Here is an 18,596-nt window from a genome sequence, read left to right as displayed (position 1 = left end):
GGAGTCATCCAGCGGGAACCGCCCGCGGGATCCGGGCTTCCCCGACCCCCGCGGCGGCGGTCCGCGCTGGGCACGTAGCGGTGGCCGGACTTGAACCGGCGACACAGCGATTATGAGCCGCTTGCTCTGCCAACTGAGCTACACCGCCTCGCGGGCCGGAAACCCCGCTGGAGTGAACGAAACGGGCGGCAATCTTGTTCCGCCGCCCGTCGTCACCGTCCGAGCCCCTTTACGGAATCGAACCGTAGACCTTCTCCTTACCATGGAGACGCTCTGCCGACTGAGCTAAAGGGGCGGGCACTGCGCACTGCAATCGGCTCACGAACCGCGAACTTTCCTAAGCTCGTGAGCCCGGACAACTCTACCCCACGTCAAGGGGTGCTCCGCACCAGCGCGGCGTCGATCAACTCATCATCCGCAGCACGTGGGTGGTCGAGGCCGGGTCGTAGATGCTGACCGTGCGCGAGGCCAGCCAGGCCTCGAACCGATCCAGCGGCACCGGACGGGAGATCAGGAAGCCCTGAGCCTCGTCGCAGGCCATCTCGCGCAGCGCGTCCCGGGCCGCCTCCTCTTCCACGCCCTCGGCGACCACCCGCAGGCCCAGCGAGTGGCCCAGGTCGACGATGGCCCGGACGATGGCCAGGTCCGACAGGTCGGTGCCCATCCCCTGCACGAACGAGCGGTCGATCTTGATCTCGTCGATCGGCAGTCGCCGCAGGTAGGCCAGGGAGGAGTAGCCGGTCCCGAAGTCGTCGACCGACAGCTGGATGCCCATGGCGTGCAGCTCGCGCAGGACCGGCAGCGAGTGTTCCGGGTCGGTCATCACGTTCGACTCGGTGATCTCGAAGGTGAGCAGCTGGGCCGGCACCTGGTGCCGGCGCAGGGCCGCGGCCACGGTGGCCGGGAAGTTCTCGGCCAGCAGGTTGTGCACCGACAGGTTGACCGACGCGGTGATATGCAGCCCAGCGCTGCGCCACTGCCACAGCTGGGCCAGCACGCTGTCCAGCACGTGCTCGAGCAGGATGTCGATCGAACCGGTGGCCTCGATCGCCTCGACGAACTCGGCCGGCGAGACGAGCCCGAATTCCGGATGCATCCAGCGCACCAACGCCTCGACGCCGACCAGCTCCCGGTGGGCCAGGTCGACCTTGGGCTGGTAGTGCACGATGATCCGGCCCTGCTCGACCGCTTGCCGGAACTGGGTGACCAGCTGGAACCGGCGCCGGTAGACCTCCCCCATGCTGGGCCGGTAGATCTGCACCGACTCCTGCCGGACCTTGGCCGCCAGCATGGCCATCTCGGCCCGCTGCAGCAGCACGCTGGGTTCCAGGCCGCTGTCGGAGCCATGACCGGCCGCGCCGGCCGGGACGACGGCGATGCCGACCGCCCCCTGGGGATCGATCTCGATGCCGTCGATCGAGTACCCGCCGCCGACGGCGGAGAGCATCTGCCCGCCCAGCGCGGTCAGCTCGGTCTCGGGCAGCGGCTCGCAGAGCACGGCGAACCGATCGGCCTCGATCCGGGCGACCGGGCGGGTCGGTCCGACCAGCGCGACCAGCCGCTCGCCGGCCATCCGCAGCAGCAGCTCCCCGCGGTCGTGCCCGAGGGCGTTGTTGACCTGGGACAGGACATTGAGCTCGACCAGCAGGATGGCGCCCCCGCCCCCGCCGGACATCGCCTCCTGGCCGGCGACGGTGAGACCGACCCGGTTGCGCAGGCCGGTGATGGCGTCGTGGTAGGCCTCGTGCCGCAACGAATCCATCAGCCGCAGATTGTCCAGGGCGGTGGCGACGTGGCCGCCCAGCGTCTCCAGGACCCGGAGGTCCTCGTCCCGGAAGCGGTCCCAGCGGCTGAGCCGGTCGTGCAGTTCCAGGTAACCGCGGTCCCGGTCGCCCGAGCGCAGCGGCACCACGAGCACGTCCCACGCCTGCCGTTCGGCCAGGGCCGCGAGCACCGGGGTGTCCATGGTCCGATCGGTCGAGACCCGGACCCGACCCTCGGACCGGGCCTGCACCAGCAGCGGGTCGGTGTCCGGCAGCGTCCGCTCCGGGCGCGGCCCGTCGGGGCCGACGGCGATACCGGCCAGAGAGCCGTCACCCTCGTCCAGGCGCAGCACCGCCACCTCGGCGTTGAACTGATCGCGCACCTGCTCGAGCACGCCCCGCCACCCGTCGGCCGCGGCGCCCACCGCACCGACCTCGCGGACGAAGCTGTACATCCGGGTCAGGTCGGCGTGCTGGCGCAGGAAGACGAAGTAGGTCCGGTAGAGCACGGCCAGGACCCCGGCCAGGGCCACGCACAGCCACGGCCCGAACGGACCGGCCATCCACACGGTGTAGCCGACCAGCGCGAACGTCACGATGGCCAATGCCGAGATCATCGACCGGACGATGATCCGGCCCAGCGGTTCGGCCGGACCGAGCAGCCGGTAGGTCAGCCCGACGGCGATCGCCGACAGCAGTGCCCCGGTCAGCACGCCGACCGAGACCGCCAGGTACTGCACGCCGACCGGCGGGGCCGGGGCGGCTCGGGTGATCAGCAACATGATCAGGGCCGCGGCGCCGGTCTCGGCGGCGATGAACGACAGGTTGACCGCGATGTTGCGGGAGCTGTCCCGCCGGAACAAAAAGACCAGTCCGCTGGCCACCAGGTGGGTCAGCCCGACCGTCCAGGCCGGCAACAGCAACAGCCCCAAGACCATCGGCAGTTCGGATCCGCTGACCAGCAACGTTTCCCGGCGGACCTCGATGTGCAGGGGGAACAGTTCGCCGGCCAGGAACGCCACCAGCAGGACCAGCATGCCCAGCAGCAGGTACTCGGGATCGACCAGGTTGGCCGACAGCCGCAGGACCGGCACCCAGAGGGCTCCGGCCAGCAGGAACATCACCGTGGCGACCACCGGGAACACCTGGCGGGCCGAGAACGTCCGCCGGGACCGGGCGGTCGGGTGAAGGGCTTTCGTCATTACGAAGCTCCCTTCCCCTAGCCGGGTCGCGTCCGGGTGATTGAGACCGAGCTCCTGCCGGGTGGGTGACGATGAACTATCACAGATAGTAAAACGATCAGCGAAATTATGGCAGAAAGGTGAGCACCTGCGTGAGCCTGGGTGAATCTCTTTACCCGTTCAGCGCACACCGCCAGTACGTGCCGTGGGCCGGGCCTCTCGTCGGGGACTCGCTCGGCCCGGAAACGACAAAGCGGGCCCGCTCCGTAGAGCGAACCCGCTTGTCCACCGCGGTGGCAGGTGAGGGATTCGAACCCCCGTAGGCAATGCCGGCTGATTTACAGTCAGCTCCCTTTGGCCGCTCGGGCAACCTGCCGGGATGTGCCCGGCGAGCCGGGCCCGACACAGCGTACCGGGCGACCGCGCGGGAACCGAATCGGCATCGAGCCGGATCGGGCCTGCCTGGTCCGCCCGCCCGCGGGCGGGTGTTGGATGGTGGGCCGGACCCGGTTCGCACCGCGGACCGGCGGCCGGTCAAGCGCACTTCGGGAAGGAGTCAGTCGTGGCAGACGCCTCGTTCGACATCGTCAGCAAGGTCGACCATCAGGAGGCGGACAACGCCCTCAACCAGGCGGCCAAGGAACTGTCCCAGCGGTTCGACTTCCGCGGCACCGACACCACCATCGTGTGGGCCGGCGAGGAGGGGGTGACCATCACCTCCAGCACCGAGGAGCGCTGCCTGGCCGCGATCGAGGTGTTCAAGGAGAAGCTGGTCAAGCGCGGGATCTCGCTGCGGGCCCTGGACATGGGCGAGCCCACCGCCTCGGGCAAGACCTACAAGGTGACCGGCAAGATCGTCCAGGGCATCGCCTCGGACAAGGCCAAGGCGATCGCCAAGCGGATCAAGGACGAGGGCCCCAAGGGCGTCCAGGCGCAGATCCAGGGCGATCAGCTGCGGGTGACGGGCAAGAAGCGCGACGACCTGCAGGCCGTCATCGCACTGCTCAAGAACGCCGATCTGGACATCGCCCTGCAGTTCACCAACTACCGCTGATCACCGGCCGCTGCTCCCCCGCGCGAGGTCGGCGATCAGGTCGGCCGAGTCCGCCGGGGGCAGCGCCAGTTCGGTGAGCAGCCGATGGTCGCGGGCGTAACGGTCGACCTCGTCCTCGCCGTCGACGAACGAGATCCGCGTCTTGTTCTCCAGGTAGACCAGGTCGGGCGCGCCGGTGGCGGCCGACTCCAGCAGGGAGAACGACCCGGCGCTCACCGGCGGGATGCCGGCCGTGAACGGCAGGACCTGGATGGTCACCGCCGGCCAGCGGGCGGCGGACAGCAGGTGCGCGAGCTGGTCCCGGCGGATCGCGATCGGATCGGCGCCGGCATGGCCGGAATCCTCCGGTCGGGCCGGCCCGGCGGTGGCCGCCCGGTGCAGCACCGCCTCGTCCAGCACCACCGCCAGTTCCAGCCGCCTCGGCGTCGTGCGGTCCGGGCCCTCGTCCCGGGTGAGCACGGATTGGCGGCGCAGGCACACCTGGACGCGCCGATCGATCTCGGTCGCCGACGGCTGCTGCCAGGTCGAGCGGACGACCTGCCGGATGTAGGCCGGCGTCATCAACAGCGGGTGCGGGATCAGCGCGCAGTAGCTGCGCAGGGCGCTCGACCCGGCCTCCAGCCGCAGCAGGGTGGCGTACCCGGTGGACAGCGAATCCGCGTACGCCTCCCACCAGCCGTGGGCCCGGCCGTCGGGCGCCAGTCGCCGCAACAGCGCGGACGCGTCCGGCGGCACCTGGTACAGCTCCAGCAGCCGGTCCAGATCGGCCGCGCCGATGCCGATCCGGCCGTTCTCGATCCGGGACACCTTGGACGTCGACCACCCGGTGAGCGCGGCGACCTCGCGGCCGTTGAGCTGCGCGGCCTGGCGGGCCCGGCGCAGTTCGGCGGCCAGCCGGCGTTCCCGCACCGACGGCGGATCGGCAGCCATCGCTTTACCTTCCCTTGATCTAATCGTGCAATATTGCAAGCCTACTTCCGCGAGCCCGCGGTCGCTGCCACCGTTGCCTCAGGACCGGACCGGTCCGATCGGCAGCAGCCCAGCGACAGGGAGGTCGAGATGGAACTCGCAGTGGTGTGGATCGTGCTGGCGGCGCTCATCGTGATCGGGTCGATCATCGGGTCGGCCCGCCGGCCCGCGCCGGGTGGCCGGCGACGGCGGACCACCCACACCGGGGCCGGGGACAGCGGCAGCAGCGGCTGGTTCGGGGGCGCCTTCGACGGCGGCAGCTGGGGCGGCGGCCACGACGGCGGCGGCTGCTCGTTCGGCGACAGTGGCGGCGGGGGTGGCGGCGGGGGCGACGGCGGCAGTTGCTGACGGCCGTGCAGCCGCCCGTGCCCCGGCCCGCCCAGGCGACCGGGGCACGTCCGATTCGCTTGCCGGGCCCCACCCGACCTACCGTGAACCGGCAGAGGATCGGGGTGTCGAGTGCCGCAGGAGTCGGGCCTACCGGCCGGGTCACGATCGAAGGCCGGCGTCACCCCCGCGTCAACGAACGCCGTGCCGCCCCGCGGCCTGATGTTCGGCCTCATCGCCTACGGCCTGTGGGGCATGTTCCCGCTGTACTTCCCCCTGCTGGAGCCGGCCGGGGCGATCGAGATCCTTGCCCACCGGATGCTCTGGTCGCTGCCGATCTCCTCGATCATCCTGACCGTCGTCCGTGGCTGGCGGGCGATCGTGACCATGCCGCCGCGCGTGTGGGGTCTGGTGGTGGCCGCGGCCATCCTGATCTCGGTCAACTGGGTCATCTACATCTGGGCGGTCAACAACGGGCACGTCGTCGAGGCCGCCCTGGGCTACTTCATCAACCCTCTGGTCAGCGTGGTGCTGGGGGTGCTGCTCTTCCGGGAGCGGCTGCGGATTCCGCAGTGGACCGCGGTCGGCCTGGGCACCGGCGCCGTGGTCGTGCTCGCAGTGGCCGGCGGCAGCTTCCCCTGGGTCGCGCTGTCCCTGGCGTTCTCATTCGGCTTCTACGGGCTGGTCAAGAAGATCATCCCGCTGGCCCCGACCGCGTCGTTGACCGCGGAGGGACTGGTCCAGTTCGTCCCCGCCCTGATCTACGTGGTCACCATCACGGTGGCCGGCACGTCCACGTTCGCCTCCTACGGGAGCGGTCACGTACTGCTGATGGCCTCGACCGGACTGGTCACCTGTGTCCCGTTGCTGGCCTTCGCGGCCGCCGCCCAGGCCCTGCCGCTGTCCATCCTGGGCCTGCTGCAGTACCTGACCCCGGTGCTGCAGTTCCTGCTCGGCGTCCTCTGGTTCCACGAGCCCATGCCGGCCTATCGCTGGGTCGGGTTCGTGCTGGTGTGGTCCGCGTTGATCGTCTTCACCGTCGACGCCATGCGGCAGGCTCGCCGCACCTCGGTGGCCCGGCGCGCCCACTGACGTAGCTCGGCTATATGCCTTGACACGTATATGCGTCGTTGGGCATATTGGTGTGGTGAGCGAGACCACCTGGGCGGCCCTGGCCGACCCGCATCGACGGGCGGTGCTGGATCTGCTGTCCACCGGCGAGCACGCGGTCAACGACGTGGTCGAGCGCTTGCAGCTGACTCAACCTCAGGCGTCCAAGCATCTGCGGGTGCTGCGCGAGGCCAACCTGGTCCAGGTGCGCAAGGACGCCCAACGCCGGCTGTACCGGCTGGACCCGCGACCGATGGCAGAGATCGACGCCTGGCTCGCCCCCTACCGGCGGCGGTGGAACCACAGCCTGGACCGCCTGGAAGACCATCTGGAGGAATCGTCATGATCGTGGATCTGGGCAGTTACGTGCAGGTCGGCGGGCGGCCCGCGGTGCGCTTCGAGCGCCTGCTGCCCGCGCCGATCGAGCGGGTGTGGGCCGCGGTCACTGACCCCGAGCAACTGCCCGCCTGGTTTCCCTCGCAGGTGCGCTACGAGCCGCGGGTCGGCGGCGAGATCACCTTTCTGGGCGATCCGAATCTGCCCGAGCCGCCGCAGGTCGACCGGGTGCTGGCCTGGGATCCGCCGCACCGCTTCGCCTTCGGCTGGGGCGGCGACGAGATCCATCTGGAGCTGAGCCGGACCGAGGCCGGGTGCCGGCTGGTCCTGCTCAACGTTCTGGTCAGTGCCGACACCGCCGCGCGCAACGCCACCGGCTGGTACGGCTGCCTGGGCGAGCTGGACAAGGTCCTGCAGGGCATCCCGAGCGACGGCCCGCACAGCCAACCGCTGGCCGACTTCTGGCCGCTGCACGACGCGCACGTGGCCGCCGGCCTCCCGCACGGGGCGTGGATCCCCGACGAGGTGCTCGCCGCGCGCCCGTCCTGACCGGCGGCCCCCGCGCCGCGCGTCCCCATCGTGACCGGCAGGCCCGGCAGGCCCGGCGCGGATGAAGTCGGCTTCTGCCGTCACTGGCGTCACATTCGGTGCAGTTTCGGCCGCGCCGGGGTAGTTGATCCGCGCGGCCAAGGGGTGCGGGCGGGGGCGGGGCGGGCGCGGGGCGGGCGCGGGTCAGTCGGCGGAGTGCCGCTCCAGGAAGCCGAGCACCTCGACCTGGTCCACCCCCGGGAAGACCCCGGGCGGCATGGCGGCCAGCAGGTGCGAGTGCACCCGGGCGCTGGGCCAGGCCATGCCCTCCCAGCGGTCGGCCAGCTCGGACGGCGGCAGGGCGCAGCAGGTCGGGTCCGGGCAGCGGGAGCGGGAGCGTTCGGTGGTCTCCCGACCGCGCATCCACTTGACGTCGGCGTAGGGCACACCCACGTTGACCGAGAACAAGCCCTGCGCCGTGCGGTCGACAATGGCCGTACACCAATAGGTTCCGGACTTGGTGTCGGTGTATTGCTGGTAGGCCGAGGACAGGTCGGGCCGGTCGAAGACGACCCGGGCGGTCCAGTACCGGCAGACCCGCTGGCCCTCGATCGCCCCGGACGCGTCCATCGGGAACTGCACGCCATCGTTCTCGTAGGCCTTGTAGATCACCCCGGCCTTGCTGATCCGCATGAAGTGCACGGGCAGGTCCAGGTGCCGGGTGGCCAGGTTGGTGAAGCGGTGCGCGGCGGTCTCGTAGGAGACCGCGTAGGCATCGCGCAGGTCCTCGATCGCGATGTCCTTGGCCGCCTTGGCCCGCCGGAGCAGGGTCAGCGCGCCGCGCTCGGGGATCAGCAGCGAGGCGGCGAAGTAGTTGATCTCCACCCGCTGCCGCAGGAACTCCGAATAGTCCTGCGGCACTTCGTGTCCCAGCACCACATGGCCGAGCGCGTTGAGGGCCAGGGAGCGCGAGTCGTGCTGGCCGGCGTCGGGCTGGGGCAGGTAGATGATGCGGTGGGCCAGGTCGGTCACCGTGCGGGTGGACTGGGGCAGATCCCCCGAGTGCCGCAGCCGGAAGCCCAGGTGCGCGGCCAGCCGGTCGACCACGGACCGGGTGATCGGACCGCCCTCGTACCCGGTGGCGGTCAGCAGATCGGCGGCCACCTTCTCGATCTCGCCGAAGTAGTTGCCGCGCCGGCGCATCTCCGCGCGCAACTCGGCGTTGGCCCGGCGGGCCTGTTCCGGGGTGGCCTGCCGCTCGGCCTGGATCCGGGCCAGCGCCCGGTGCAGGCCGACCAGCGACTCCAGCGCCTCGGTCTGCAGCCGCGGGCCCGGCTTGACCGCCGCGATCTCCAGCGACTTGAACCCGGACGAGCGTTGCGCCCGTTCCAGCTCGATCTCCAGCGCCGCCCGCCGGCTCGGCGGGGCCACCGCCAGCAGTTCCCCCAGATCGGTGCCGAGCACCCCGGCCAGGGTGGTCAGCAGCGACAGCTTGGCCTCCCGCTTGCCGTTCTCGAACAACGAGAGCGCCGACGGGCTGATGCCGGCGGCCTCGGCGACGTCGGACAGCGTCAGGCCGGCGGCCTTGCGCAGGTGCCGCAGCCGGCGGCCGATGGTCAACGGGTCGGGGGCGCCGGCGTTCTGTTCGGTTCTGATCGGCTCCGATCGAGCCTGCGCGGATCGCGGACCAGAACTTTTGACAGCCGGCCGGTCCGCCACGGGCGATTCGACGGCGGACCGCAGTGATCGACTCCCCGGCGCCGAACGAGCCGAAATGTGCTGCGTACCGGCTTTTCCCACCCCGGCCGGGGCCGCCGGCGCAACTGAGTGACGCGCGTCACGCGGGCTCATCCCTGCCTTCAGGGGCCTGATCGGGGCTGGATCGCTCACTCCTGCACGATAGCGGAAGAATCGCGTTTCTTTACAAGCGAGTTCCGTTGAGGGCCTTGACCCGGGAGCCGACAGTTGCGGTGTCGAGCAGATGAACGGCAGGTCACTCGCCCCCCAACCGGGACCGGCGAGCGACCGGAGCCGATGCGAACGAGAAGGGACGGCCAGCAATGACCGCCACGTTGGATGCCACCGCCACCACCGAGGGGCGCGCGGCGAACCGGAACTCGGACCAGGCAGCCCTGCTGCGCCAGGAGTGGGCCGACGACGCCCGCTGGGCCGGCATCGAGCGCTCCTACACCGCCGAGGACGTGATCCGGCTCCGCGGCACCGTCCAGGAGGAGTACACGCTGGCCCGTCGCGGGGCCGAGCGACTCTGGAACGCCTTGCAGACCAAGAAGTTCACCCGCGCGTTGGGTGCGCTGACCGGCAACCAGGCCGTGCAGATGGTCAAGGGCGGCCTGGAGGCCATCTACCTGTCCGGGTGGCAGGTCGCCGCGGACGCCAACCTGTCCGGCCAGACCTACCCCGACCAGAGCCTGTACCCGGCCAACTCGGTGCCCGCCGTGGTCCGCCGGATCAACAACGCCCTGCTGCGCGCCGACCAGATCGACCACGCCGCCGGCAAGACCGGCACCGACTACCTGGTGCCGATCGTCGCCGACGCCGAGGCCGGCTTCGGCGGCCCGCTCAACGCGTTCGAGCTGATGAAGGGCATGATCGCCAGCGGCGCCGCCGGGGTGCACTGGGAGGACCAGCTCGCCTCGGAGAAGAAGTGCGGCCACATGGGCGGCAAGGTGCTGATCCCGACCAGCCAGCACTGCCGGACCCTGAACGCCGCCCGGCTGGCCGCCGACACCTCCGGTGTGCCGAGCATCATCGTCGCCCGCACCGACGCGCTGGCCGCCGACCTGATCACCAGCGACGTCGACCCGGTCGACCAGCCGTTCCTGACCGGCGAGCGCACCTCCGAAGGGTTCTACCGGGTCCGCAGCGGCCTGGAGCCGGTGCTGGCCCGGGCCAAGCAGTACGCCCGCTTCGCCGACCTGATCTGGGTCGAGACCGGCACCCCGGACCTGGGCCTGGCCCGCGAGTTCGCCACGGAACTGCACAAGGAGTTCCCGGGCAAGCTGCTGGCCTACAACTGCTCGCCGTCCTTTAACTGGCGCTCGAAGCTGTCCGACGCCGAGATCGCCACCTTCCAGGACGAGCTGGGCGATCTGGGCTACGCCTTCCAGTTCATCACCCTGGCCGGCTTCCACGCCCTGAACCACTCGATGTTCACCCTGGCCCAGGGCTACGCCAAGACCGGCATGAGCGCCTACGTGGAGCTGCAGGAGCGCGAGTTCGCCGACGAGGCCGTCGGGTACACCGCGGTCAAGCACCAGGCCGAGGTCGGCACCGGCTACTTCGACCAGGTCGCCACCGCCCTCAACCCCGACAGCGGCACGCTGGCCCTGAAGGGGTCGACCGAAGAAGAGCAGTTCCACTGATCTAGCCTCGGCGCCGGGCCGGCTTGCACCGCCGCACCGGCTCGGCGCCGACACCAATCCACCAGCACGTTTTCCTGACAGGAGTATTCCGATGTTCGGACCGCCCAAGGCCCCGAAGATCAAGGGCATCATGCATCCCCGGTTCGACGAGATCCTCACCCCGGAGGCATTGGCGTTCCTGGCCAAGCTGGACGGGGCCTCGGCCGGCCGGCGCGCGGACCTGCTGGCCGCGCGGCGCGAGCGGAGCAAGCGCATCGCCGGCGGTGAGCCGGTCGACTTCCTGGCCGAGACCGCCTCGGTGCGTGAGGATGCCGCCTGGCAGGTCGCCGCACCGGCGCCCGGACTGGAGGACCGCCGCTGCGAGATCACCGGCCCGACCAGCCGCAAGATGAGCATCAACGCGCTCAACTCCGGCGCCCGGGTGTGGATGGCCGACTTCGAGGACGCGACGGCGCCGAGCTGGTTCAACGTGGTCGACGGGCAGCTGAACCTGTTCGACGCGATCCGCGGGAACCTGGACTTCACCGACGAGAACGGCAAGGAATACAAGGTCGGCGAGAAGACCCCGACCATCGTCGTCCGCCCCCGGGGCTGGCGGCTGTGCGAGAAGCACCTGACGATCGACGGCCGGCCGCTGCCCGCGTCCCTGGTCGACTTCGGCCTGTTCTTCTTCCACAACGCGCAGGCGCTGATCGACGCCGGGGCGGGTCCGTACTTCTACCTGCCCAAGCTGGAGTCGCACCTGGAGGCGCGGCTCTGGAACGACATCTTCGTCCAGGCGCAGGCCCTGCTCGGCATCCCGCAGGGCACCATCCGGGCGACGGTGCTGATCGAGACCCTGCCGGCCGCGTTCGAGATGGAGGAGATCCTCTACGAGCTGCGCGACCACTCCTCCGGCCTGAACGCCGGCCGCTGGGACTACATCTTCAGCTACATCAAGACCTTCGCCAACAGCGGTCCGGAGTACGTGCTGCCGGATCGGGCCAACGTCACGATGACCACGCCGATGATGCGTGCCTACACCGAGCTGCTGGTCTCGACCTGCCATAAGCGGGGCGCCCACGCGATCGGCGGCATGGCCGCGTTCGTGCCGAACAAGGCCGACCCGCAGGTCACCGAGCAGGCCCTGGCCAAGGTCAAGGCCGACAAGGAGCGGGAGGCCGCCGACGGCTTCGACGGCTCGTGGGTGGCGCACCCCGGCCTGGTGGCGACCTGCACCGCCGCGTTCGACGCGGTGCTGGGCGACCGGCCCAACCAGCTCGACAAGCAGCGTCCGGACGTGCACGTCACCGCCGCGGACATCGTCAACCCGGGTTCGACCCCGGGCCAGGTCACCCTGGCCGGGCTGCGCACCAACATCGCGGTCGCCCTGCGCTACCTGACCGCGTGGGTGTCCGAGCAGGGTGCGGTGGCGATCGACAACCTGATGGAGGACGCCGCCACCGTCGAGATCTCCCGCACCCAGGTGTGGCAGTGGCTGCACTACAAGACCAAGCTCGCCGAGGGCCTGGTGGTCACCCGCAAGCTGGTCGACGAGCTGATCGAGCACGAGGTCGCCGAGCTGCATGCCCAGGCCAAGGACGAGCGGGCCCACCGGCACGTCGACGAGGCGCGGGACGTCTTCGCCGAGGCGGCCCTGGGTGACGACCTGCCCGGCTTCTTCACCCCGTACGCCTACGTGCGGTATCTGATCGCCCGGCCGCTGCAGCCGACCGGCCCGATCGGCCCCGACGACCTGCGGATGTCCGAGCGCGTTCCGCGGGAGCACCAGCCCGCCTGAGCGGTTCGACCCACAAGCCCGCCTGACCACCACACTCAGGCGTAGTCGGAAGCGGCCCGGCGATCCCCCACCAGGGGTCGCCGGGCCGTTTCTGCATCTGCGGGTCCGGGCTGCCGGCTGCTCAGGCGGACGGCTCCCCCGGCATCGTCACGGCCCGGAACTCGCGGTCCCACCAGCGGTCCCAGGTGGCCCGAAGCTGCGTCACGGCGTCCTCGCCAAGTCCGTACAGGCTCAGGATCGCGGCTGAGCCGGCCACCGGCCGGTGCGGCGCCGGCGGTGAGTCGGCGACCTCGAGCAGCCCGTCCCCCCATTCGGCGACGGTCAGGCCGAGCTGGTGCTCGGTGCGGAAGAAGACCGTGCCGGACAGGGCCAGGCCCATCGGCAGCACGGTGGTGAACGCACTGCCCACCGGTTGCGCGGCGATCTCGACCAGGCCGAGCCGGGACACGACCGGACCCGGTCGGTGCGGGGTGCCGGCGGTGAAGTGGGTGACCCGGGTCTGCCCCGGATGCCGCTCCAGGGCCCACTTCAGCTGGAACAGGAAGGTCCGCCAGCCCTCGGTGATGTCGTCGTAGTAGGCGTCCCAGTCGGGGTCGGCCCCACGCGGGGCGCGGGTGATCCGGACCCGGACCCCGCCGTCGACCTCGGCCAGTTCGAAGACGTCGGTGCCCAGCGAGAGCCGGTGCGGTGGTTCCTCGGTGACCGTGGGGTTGAAGTAGATCGTCTGGATCTCCGCCTCGAGGGCGTCGGTGCCGTCGGGCAGGTCGTACTCCCAGCCGTGCCAGTTGCGCAGCTGGCCGGGATCACGCAGGGCCGGCCAGACCTCGTCGATCGGGGCGGCGACGGTGACCTCGATGATCGGCGCCGGGTCGTCACTGCGGGGTTCGGCCATCGGATGCCTCCTCGTTGTTCTGGACCGCGTTGTTCTGGACCGCGTTGTTCTGGACCGCGTTGTTCTGGACCGCGTTGTTCTGGACCGCGTTGTTCTGCACCGCCGGATGTCCGGCCGCCAGCAACCGGTAGGGCCGGCCGCCCGGGGTGTCGAAAGCGGCGACCACCGCGGCGACGGCCTGGGCCAGGGCGTCGGTGAAGTCGTGCAGGTCGCCCGGCGCGGCGAACCGGACGTCGCTCTCCAGGGTGAAGGTGAGCAACCGTGTGCCGCTTTCCTCGGCCCGCACCGCCATCCGGCCGACGTCGCGGACCATCGCGCCGGCCGTCCGGACCAGATGCTCGGCGGCGTGCCGGTCCCCGTCGCCGGGGGCAGTGTCCCCCAGCACGCCGGGGTCGACTACCAGCGCGCCCGCGACGGAGCGCAGCACGCGTTCGGTGAACCCGCGCCGGGGCCGCAACTCGACCAGTTCCAGCAGGTGTTGCCCCTCCAGCACCCGCAGGTGGTAGTTGAGCTTCTGCCGCGGGAGGCCGAACTCCCGGGCCAGCTCGGCCGCCGACGCCGGCTCGCGCAGCCGCTCCAGCAGGCGCCGGCGCAGGTCGGGCAGCGCGCTGGCTACTCGCTCGGGGGTGTCCAGGAAGGCAAGGGCCGCGCTCACCGGCCCAGTGTCGAATAGACAAAACTATTTGTCAATTGGTCGCCGTGAGTACGCGAACGGCCCCGCCGATCGCGTCGATCGGCGGGGCCGTTGCCTCGGTCCGGGGGCGGGGCCGTCAGTCGCGGGGCCCCGCGAGCAGCGCTTCCTCCTCGGCCAGCGGCTGCACGGTGCCGTCCGGCGCGATCTCGGTGAGCGGCTCGACCGGCTCGCCGGCCAACACGGCCCGCATCCGCTCCTTGTCCAGCCGCCCCTCCCAGTTCGCGACCACGAACGAGGCCACACAGTTGCCGAGCAGGTTCACCGACACCCGCATGGAGTCCATGATTCGGTCGGCGCCCAGCAGCAGGGCGACCGCGGCCACCGGGATGGCACCGTGCCCGATCGCCGCCACCGTTGCCGACAGGTCCAGGAACGACGAGCCGGGCACCCCGGCCATCCCCTTGGAGGTGAGCATGAGCACCAGCACCGCGGTGATCTGCTCGCCCAGGGACAGCTCGACGCCCAGGGCCTGGGACAGGAACAGCACGCAGATCGACAGGTAGAGCGTGGCGCCGTCCAGGTTGAACGAGTAGCCGGTCGGCACCACCAGGCCGGTCACCGCCCGATCGCAGCCGGCGTTGGTCAGCTTGACCATGATCCGCGGGAGCACCACCTCGGTGGACGCGGTGCCCAGAGCCAGGAAGAGCTCGTCCTTGATGTAGACGATCAGCTTCCACAGGTTGACCCCGGCCAGCACCTTGACGATGCCGCCGAGCACAACGATGAACAGCACGGCCGCCAGGTAGCAGCAGGCGATCAGCTTGCCGTAGCTGCCCAGGGACGCGATGCCGTACTGGCCGATGATGTAGGCCATCGCCCCGAAGGCGCCCAGCGGAGCCAGCTTCATGATCCAGCCGATGATGGCGAAGAAGATGTGGCTGGCCTGGTCGATCACCGAATACAGCGTCTTCGAGCGCTGGCTGAACTTGGCCATCGCCAATCCGAAGAGCACCGCGAAGAACAGCACCTGAAGCAACGCATTCTCGGCGAACGCGGACATGATCGAGGTCGGAATGATGTTCAACAGGAACTCGACGGTGTGCGGCAGGGAGCCGTCACCGGTCTTTTTGGCGATCGCGTCGGCCCCGGTGGCCAGGGTTTCCGGATTGACCTGGAAACCGGCTCCCGGCTGCACGATGTTGCCCACGACGAGCCCGAACAACAGCGCGAAGGTGGTGACGACCTCGAAGTAGATGAGCGCCTTGACCCCGATCCGGCCAACGGCTTTCAGGTCGCCGACGTGGGCGATCCCGATCACCACGGTGAAGAAGATGATCGGCGCGATCAGCATCTTGATGAGTTTGATGAACCCGTCGGCCAGGGGTTTGAGGGAAGCACCCAGCTCGGGCCACCACCAGCCGACCAGAATGCCGGCGACGATCGCCACCAGCAATTGCAGGAACAGCGATCGGTACCAGGGTTTTCGGGTCTTCGGAGGCGTTGGGTCGGGATCGGTCTCGACGTGCTGCACCATGTACATCTCCAGGTGGGAACTTGGTCACAGGGATTCGACCAGGACACTGCCAGCCGATGACCGGCTCGGGATGACAACGTTGTAACGGGTCGGTCAACTGAATCGTCGGCAACCCGGTGATTCGATCCGAAATGCGTATCGAGAACGTCGGCGCCGAGTCCGGTCGATTCGACCGGGCCACCGGGCGCTCGCCGGCCCGACCTGTGGTCCCTACCACTTCGGTCGGTATACCGACCATTTTGGTCGGTCATGCGGTACGGTGACCGCCATGAGCCGCGCCTTCCGTCAGCAGATCGACGACGGCATCCTCGACCGGGCCGCCGCCCTGTTCGCCCACCAGGGCGTGGCCAAGACCTCGGTGCAGGACATCGCCAACGCCGTCGGCCTGTCCAAAGCAGGTCTGCTGCACCACTTCCCGACCAAGGACGCCATCCACGAGGCGGTCCTGGGGCTGGTCGGCACGCTCGGCGATCAACTGGCCAGCCAGGTCTGCGACCTGCCGGTCGGCCCGGTCCGCGACCGCCGCGCCCTGGAGGCCGTGCTGGACATCGCCGCCGCGCACCCCGGCCTGGTCGCCTTCCTGCTCTCCCCCGCCCTGCAGCCGACCCACGAAGCCCCCGACGACGGCCCGGCGAACGCCGTCCTCGGCGTGTTCGGGGTCGACCCGGAGACCGCCGCCACCGACCGCCTGGTCCGGGTGATCGGCGCCCTGTCCGCCGTCGCCGTGCTGACGATTGCCGCGGCTCAGCAGGGCCAGTCCTCGGCCTGGCGGCCCTCGATCCTGCAGGCCTGCTTCGACACCCTCGGCCATCCCCGCAGCTGACCCAGCCTGCCCCACTCCCACCCGGACAGAAAGAAGCCCACCCATGGCTCGCCTGCTCTACCGACTCGGCACGTTCGCCCACCGGCGACGCTGGGCCGTCGTCATCACCTGGCTGGTCGTCCTGACCCTGGCCGGCGTCGGCGCGGCCACCCTGGGCGGTTCGACGTCGAACACGTTCTCCATCCCGGGCCAGGAATCGACCATCGCGCTGGACAAGATCTCCACCCAGTTCGGCGCCGGTGACAACAACGCCAGCGCCCGCGTGGTGCTGCAGGCGCCGGCCGGTCAGACCCTGACCACGCCCGAGAACGCGGCCGCGGTCGGCACCCTGGTCGACGAGCTGGGCCGGCTCCCGGGTGTGGTCAACGCCAGCAACCCGCTCAACCCGCAGGCGCCCGGCGTCAACGCCGACCAGAGCACCGGCTACAGCACGGTGACCTACGGCGTGCCGCAGGGCGGGGTGAGCGCCGCCCAGCAGGACGCACTGCTGGGCGCGGTGGACCAGGCCCGCACGTCCGGGCTGACCGTGGAGGTCACCGGCACCGCGGTCACCAACCAGGGTCAGGTGCCGGCCGGCGCCGGCGAGGCGATCGGGGTGATCCTGGCCCTGCTGATCCTGGCCCTGACCTACGGCTCGCTGGTGGTGGCCGGGATGAACCTGCTCACCGCCGGGGTCGGCGTGGGCGTGGGCGTGCTGGGCATCACCATCGTCAGCGGCTTCGTCGATCTGCAGTCGACCACCTCGGTGCTGGCCACCATGCTGGGCCTGGCCGTCGGCATCGACTACGCGCTGTTCATCATCACCCGGTTCCGGCACGAGCTGCAGCGGGGCGCCGACGTGCCCACCGCGATCGGCGTGGCCGTCGGCACCGCCGGTTCGGCCGTGGTGACCGCCGGGCTGACCGTCGTCATCGCGCTGGTCTTCCTGTTCGTCGCCGGCATCCCGTTCCTGACCCAGATGGGCATCGCCGCGGCCGCCACCATCGTGGTCGCCGTGCTGGTGGCGCTGACCCTGGTGCCGGCCATCCTGAGCTTCCTGGGCCTGCGCGCGCTGCCCCGCCGGCGCCGCAACGCCCCGACCGTGCCCGCCGGCGGCAAGCACGCCGTCGAGGCCCCCGGCTTCTACCAGCGCTGGGTCGGCGCCGTCACCCGGCACAAGGTGATTGCCGTGCTGGTCACCTTCGTCGCGCTGGGCGTGATGGCCATTCCGTTCTTCTCCATGCGGACCACCCTGGTCGCCGTGCCGGCCGAGGGCACCACCCAGGCCCGGGCCGAGCAGTTGCTCGCCGACGGGTTCGGGCCGGGCTTCAACGGCCCGCTGACCATGATGTTCGAGGGGCCCGACGCGGCGGCCCAGGCTCAGGGGGCGTCGGGTTCGCTGTCCGGTCTGACCGACGTCGCGCTGGTGACCCCGCCGATCCCGAACGCCGACGGCACCGCCGCCCTGCTCACCGTCATCCCGCAGTCCGGGCCGACCACCGAGGCGACCGAGCAGCTGGTGCACGACCTGCGGGCGGTGCTGCCCACCGTGACCAGCGGGGTGGACACCTACGTCACCGGCGCGACCGCGGTCAGCAACGACGTGGCCAGTGCCCTGAACGCGGCGCTCCCGATCTACCTGGCCATCGTCGTCGGCCTGGCGGTGATCCTGCTGGTGCTGGTGTTCCGGTCGATCCTGGTGCCGCTGGTCGGGGTGCTCGGCTTCCTGCTCACCGTGGGCGCCGCCCTCGGTGCGACTGTGGCGGTGTTCCAGTGGGGCTGGCTGTCGGCCCTGGTCAACCTGGACAGCACCGGGCCGCTGATCAGCCTGACCCCGATCATCGTGATCGGCATCCTGTTCGGGCTGGCCATGGACTACCAGGTCTTCCTGGTCTCCCGGATGCACGAGGCGCATGCCCACGGCGCCGCCCCGCTGGACGCCATCCGGACCGGTTTCCGGCAGGCCGCTCCCGTCGTGGTGGCCGCCGCGGCCATCATGTTCTCGGTCTTCGCCGGGTTCGTGCCGGCCGGCGACGGGCCGATCAAGTCCATCGCCTTCGCCCTGGCCATCGGCATCCTGGTGGACGCCTTCGTGGTCCGGATGGTGCTGGTGCCGGCGGCCCTGGCCCTGCTCGGCGAGCGGGCCTGGTGGCTGCCGCGGTGGCTGGCCTGGCTGCCCACCCTGGACGTCGAGGGCGCCGGACTGGAGCGCGACCGGCCGGATGCGCCGCCGCCCGCCCGCGAGCTGGTCGACGCCGGCGAACGCTGAACGACGGATGGACCGACGTCCCGGCGCGGGACGT

The 18,596-nt window shown here is 70.4% G+C and carries 15 protein-coding genes and 3 tRNA genes; 9 read left to right on the top strand and 9 right to left on the bottom strand.

All coding sequences use genetic code 11. From position 1 onward, the window contains the following. Positions 1–75 precede the first annotated feature (75 nt). The 4 genes from NAMU_RS05040 to NAMU_RS05025 form a co-directional block, all read right to left on the bottom strand. A tRNA-Met gene (locus NAMU_RS05040) sits at positions 76–148 on the bottom strand. Positions 149–222: 74 nt separating this feature from the next. Further along, a tRNA-Thr gene (locus NAMU_RS05035) sits at positions 223–295 on the bottom strand. A 108-nt stretch (positions 296–403) separates the two neighbouring features. Continuing rightward, positions 404–2,965 (bottom strand): putative bifunctional diguanylate cyclase/phosphodiesterase, encoded by a 2,562-nt coding sequence (locus NAMU_RS05030; protein WP_015746330.1) that lies wholly within the window; start codon positions 2,963–2,965, stop codon positions 404–406. A gap of 273 nt (positions 2,966–3,238) precedes the next feature. Then, positions 3,239–3,320: transfer RNA gene (locus NAMU_RS05025), tRNA-Tyr, on the bottom strand. Positions 3,321–3,506: 186 nt separating this feature from the next. On the opposite strand from NAMU_RS05025, the gene NAMU_RS05020 reads away from it, so the two are divergent. Then, entirely contained in the window at positions 3,507–3,998 is a 492-nt protein-coding gene (locus NAMU_RS05020; protein WP_015746329.1) for a YajQ family cyclic di-GMP-binding protein, read from the top strand. Here the strand turns inward: NAMU_RS05020 and NAMU_RS05015 are convergent, their stop codons facing one another. Further along, positions 3,999–4,928 carry a helix-turn-helix domain-containing protein gene (locus tag NAMU_RS05015; RefSeq protein WP_015746328.1) on the bottom strand — a complete coding sequence of 310 codons (930 nt, stop codon included), beginning with the start codon at positions 4,926–4,928 and terminating at the stop codon, positions 3,999–4,001. A 129-nt stretch (positions 4,929–5,057) separates the two neighbouring features. On the opposite strand from NAMU_RS05015, the gene NAMU_RS29765 reads away from it, so the two are divergent. From NAMU_RS29765 to NAMU_RS04995, 4 genes are all read left to right on the top strand, one after another. Beyond that, positions 5,058–5,315 carry a hypothetical protein gene (locus tag NAMU_RS29765; RefSeq protein WP_015746327.1) on the top strand — a complete coding sequence of 86 codons (258 nt, stop codon included), beginning with the start codon at positions 5,058–5,060 and terminating at the stop codon, positions 5,313–5,315. Between the two features lie 111 nt (positions 5,316–5,426). Beyond that, positions 5,427–6,386, top strand: a complete 960-nt coding sequence (gene rarD, locus NAMU_RS05005; protein WP_015746326.1) for an EamA family transporter RarD — start codon at positions 5,427–5,429, stop codon at positions 6,384–6,386. Between the two features lie 52 nt (positions 6,387–6,438). Continuing rightward, positions 6,439–6,750 (top strand): ArsR/SmtB family transcription factor, encoded by a 312-nt coding sequence (locus tag NAMU_RS05000; RefSeq protein ID WP_015746325.1) that lies wholly within the window; start codon positions 6,439–6,441, stop codon positions 6,748–6,750. Next, positions 6,747–7,289 carry an SRPBCC family protein gene (locus tag NAMU_RS04995; RefSeq protein ID WP_015746324.1) on the top strand — a complete coding sequence of 181 codons (543 nt, stop codon included), beginning with the start codon at positions 6,747–6,749 and terminating at the stop codon, positions 7,287–7,289. Before NAMU_RS05000 ends, NAMU_RS04995 begins: the two co-directional genes overlap by 4 nt. 183 nt (positions 7,290–7,472) lie before the next feature. Here the strand turns inward: NAMU_RS04995 and NAMU_RS04990 are convergent, their stop codons facing one another. Beyond that, on the bottom strand, positions 7,473–8,987 hold the full coding sequence (locus NAMU_RS04990) for a helix-turn-helix transcriptional regulator (RefSeq protein ID WP_015746323.1): 1,515 nt from the start codon (positions 8,985–8,987) through the stop codon (positions 7,473–7,475). Positions 8,988–9,328: 341 nt separating this feature from the next. On the opposite strand from NAMU_RS04990, the gene aceA reads away from it, so the two are divergent. Both aceA and aceB read left to right on the top strand, forming a co-directional pair. Then, on the top strand, positions 9,329–10,651 hold the full coding sequence (gene aceA, locus NAMU_RS04985) for an isocitrate lyase (protein ID WP_015746322.1): 1,323 nt from the start codon (positions 9,329–9,331) through the stop codon (positions 10,649–10,651). A 91-nt stretch (positions 10,652–10,742) separates the two neighbouring features. Next, complete coding sequence (aceB, locus tag NAMU_RS04980) at positions 10,743–12,431, top strand: malate synthase A (protein ID WP_015746321.1); 1,689 nt, start codon at positions 10,743–10,745, stop codon at positions 12,429–12,431. Between the two features lie 121 nt (positions 12,432–12,552). Here the strand turns inward: aceB and NAMU_RS04975 are convergent, their stop codons facing one another. From NAMU_RS04975 to dctA, 3 genes are all read right to left on the bottom strand, one after another. Beyond that, the gene (locus NAMU_RS04975) at positions 12,553–13,323 is read right to left on the bottom strand and encodes an SRPBCC family protein (RefSeq protein ID WP_015746320.1); all 771 of its coding nucleotides are present in this window, start codon (positions 13,321–13,323) and stop codon (positions 12,553–12,555) included. Further along, complete coding sequence (locus tag NAMU_RS04970; protein WP_015746319.1) at positions 13,304–13,978, bottom strand: winged helix-turn-helix domain-containing protein; 675 nt, start codon at positions 13,976–13,978, stop codon at positions 13,304–13,306. Before NAMU_RS04970 ends, NAMU_RS04975 begins: the two co-directional genes overlap by 20 nt. Positions 13,979–14,093: 115 nt before the next feature. Further along, on the bottom strand, positions 14,094–15,491 hold the full coding sequence (gene dctA / locus NAMU_RS04965) for a C4-dicarboxylate transporter DctA (protein ID WP_015746318.1): 1,398 nt from the start codon (positions 15,489–15,491) through the stop codon (positions 14,094–14,096). 268 nt (positions 15,492–15,759) lie between these two features. On the opposite strand from dctA, the gene NAMU_RS04960 reads away from it, so the two are divergent. Together NAMU_RS04960 and NAMU_RS04955 are read left to right on the top strand one after the other, a co-directional pair. Beyond that, positions 15,760–16,314: a TetR/AcrR family transcriptional regulator gene (locus NAMU_RS04960; RefSeq protein ID WP_015746317.1), complete on the top strand. Its 555-nt coding sequence runs from the start codon at positions 15,760–15,762 to the stop codon at positions 16,312–16,314. 43 nt (positions 16,315–16,357) lie between these two features. Next, the gene (locus tag NAMU_RS04955; RefSeq protein WP_015746316.1) at positions 16,358–18,562 is read left to right on the top strand and encodes an MMPL family transporter; all 2,205 of its coding nucleotides are present in this window, start codon (positions 16,358–16,360) and stop codon (positions 18,560–18,562) included. The last annotated feature ends 34 nt before the right edge of the window (positions 18,563–18,596 follow it).

Origin of the sequence: Nakamurella multipartita DSM 44233 (assembly GCF_000024365.1) — a bacterium.
Classification (GTDB): Bacteria; Actinomycetota; Actinomycetes; order Mycobacteriales; family Nakamurellaceae; genus Nakamurella; species Nakamurella multipartita.
The sequence above is the reverse complement of the archived record's forward strand: the minus strand, read 5'-3'. Positions and strand labels throughout refer to the sequence as shown.

What these genes read in the sequence shown, in the direction of transcription:
- NAMU_RS04960 (WP_015746317.1), top strand. Translation starts at nt 15,760, where the DNA reads ATGAGCCGCGCCTTCCGTCAGCAGATCGACGACGGCATCCTCGACCGG.
- NAMU_RS04995 (WP_015746324.1), top strand. Translation starts at nt 6,747, where the DNA reads ATGATCGTGGATCTGGGCAGTTACGTGCAGGTCGGCGGGCGGCCCGCG.
- NAMU_RS04975 (WP_015746320.1), bottom strand. Translation starts at nt 13,323, where the DNA reads ATGGCCGAACCCCGCAGTGACGACCCGGCGCCGATCATCGAGGTCACC.
- NAMU_RS05015 (WP_015746328.1), bottom strand. Translation starts at nt 4,928, where the DNA reads ATGGCTGCCGATCCGCCGTCGGTGCGGGAACGCCGGCTGGCCGCCGAA.
- NAMU_RS05030 (WP_015746330.1), bottom strand. Translation starts at nt 2,965, where the DNA reads ATGACGAAAGCCCTTCACCCGACCGCCCGGTCCCGGCGGACGTTCTCG.
- dctA (WP_015746318.1), bottom strand. Translation starts at nt 15,491, where the DNA reads ATGGTGCAGCACGTCGAGACCGATCCCGACCCAACGCCTCCGAAGACC.
- aceA (WP_015746322.1), top strand. Translation starts at nt 9,329, where the DNA reads ATGACCGCCACGTTGGATGCCACCGCCACCACCGAGGGGCGCGCGGCG.
- aceB (WP_015746321.1), top strand. Translation starts at nt 10,743, where the DNA reads ATGTTCGGACCGCCCAAGGCCCCGAAGATCAAGGGCATCATGCATCCC.
- NAMU_RS04955 (WP_015746316.1), top strand. Translation starts at nt 16,358, where the DNA reads ATGGCTCGCCTGCTCTACCGACTCGGCACGTTCGCCCACCGGCGACGC.
- NAMU_RS29765 (WP_015746327.1), top strand. Translation starts at nt 5,058, where the DNA reads ATGGAACTCGCAGTGGTGTGGATCGTGCTGGCGGCGCTCATCGTGATC.